Consider the following 390-nt stretch of genomic DNA (forward strand, 5'->3'; position numbering starts at 1 on the left):
TGAACGATTGAACGATTGAACAGCTGAAGGAGCGCGGGGCTTGCGAGCCTCCGCGCTCCTTCAGCTGTTCAATCGTTCAATCGTTCAATTGCGGTAGGGGTTGTCCGGGCGGCGGTCGTGCCGATTGGGAACGCCGTCTCCGTCACGGTCGCGGTCATAGCGGTTGGACACGCCATCGCGGTCTCGGTCGTGGTGATCGCGGTCGTAGCGGTTGGGAACACCATCACCATCGCGGTCACGGTCATAGCGGTTGGGGATGCCGTCGCCATCACGGTCCCAGCGGCCGGGGCGCAGGTCCCACCGGCCGCCGTGTTCCACCCAGCGCGGCTCGCGGTAGTAGTAACCAGGGCGCGCCTTCACCCAGTGGCCCTGGACCCAGACGTGGCGGTG

1 protein-coding gene is annotated in these 390 nt (G+C 65.6%); it reads right to left on the minus strand.

The window, feature by feature from the left end; all coding sequences use genetic code 11:
- Positions 1–84: 84 nt before the first annotated feature.
- On the minus strand, positions 85–390 hold a 306-nt coding region (locus NFX52_RS30500), incomplete at its 5' end, for a thrombospondin type 3 repeat-containing protein (RefSeq protein WP_252636024.1).

Origin of the sequence: Acidovorax facilis (assembly GCF_023913775.1) — a bacterium.
Classification (GTDB): Bacteria; Pseudomonadota; Gammaproteobacteria; order Burkholderiales; family Burkholderiaceae_C; genus Acidovorax; species Acidovorax facilis.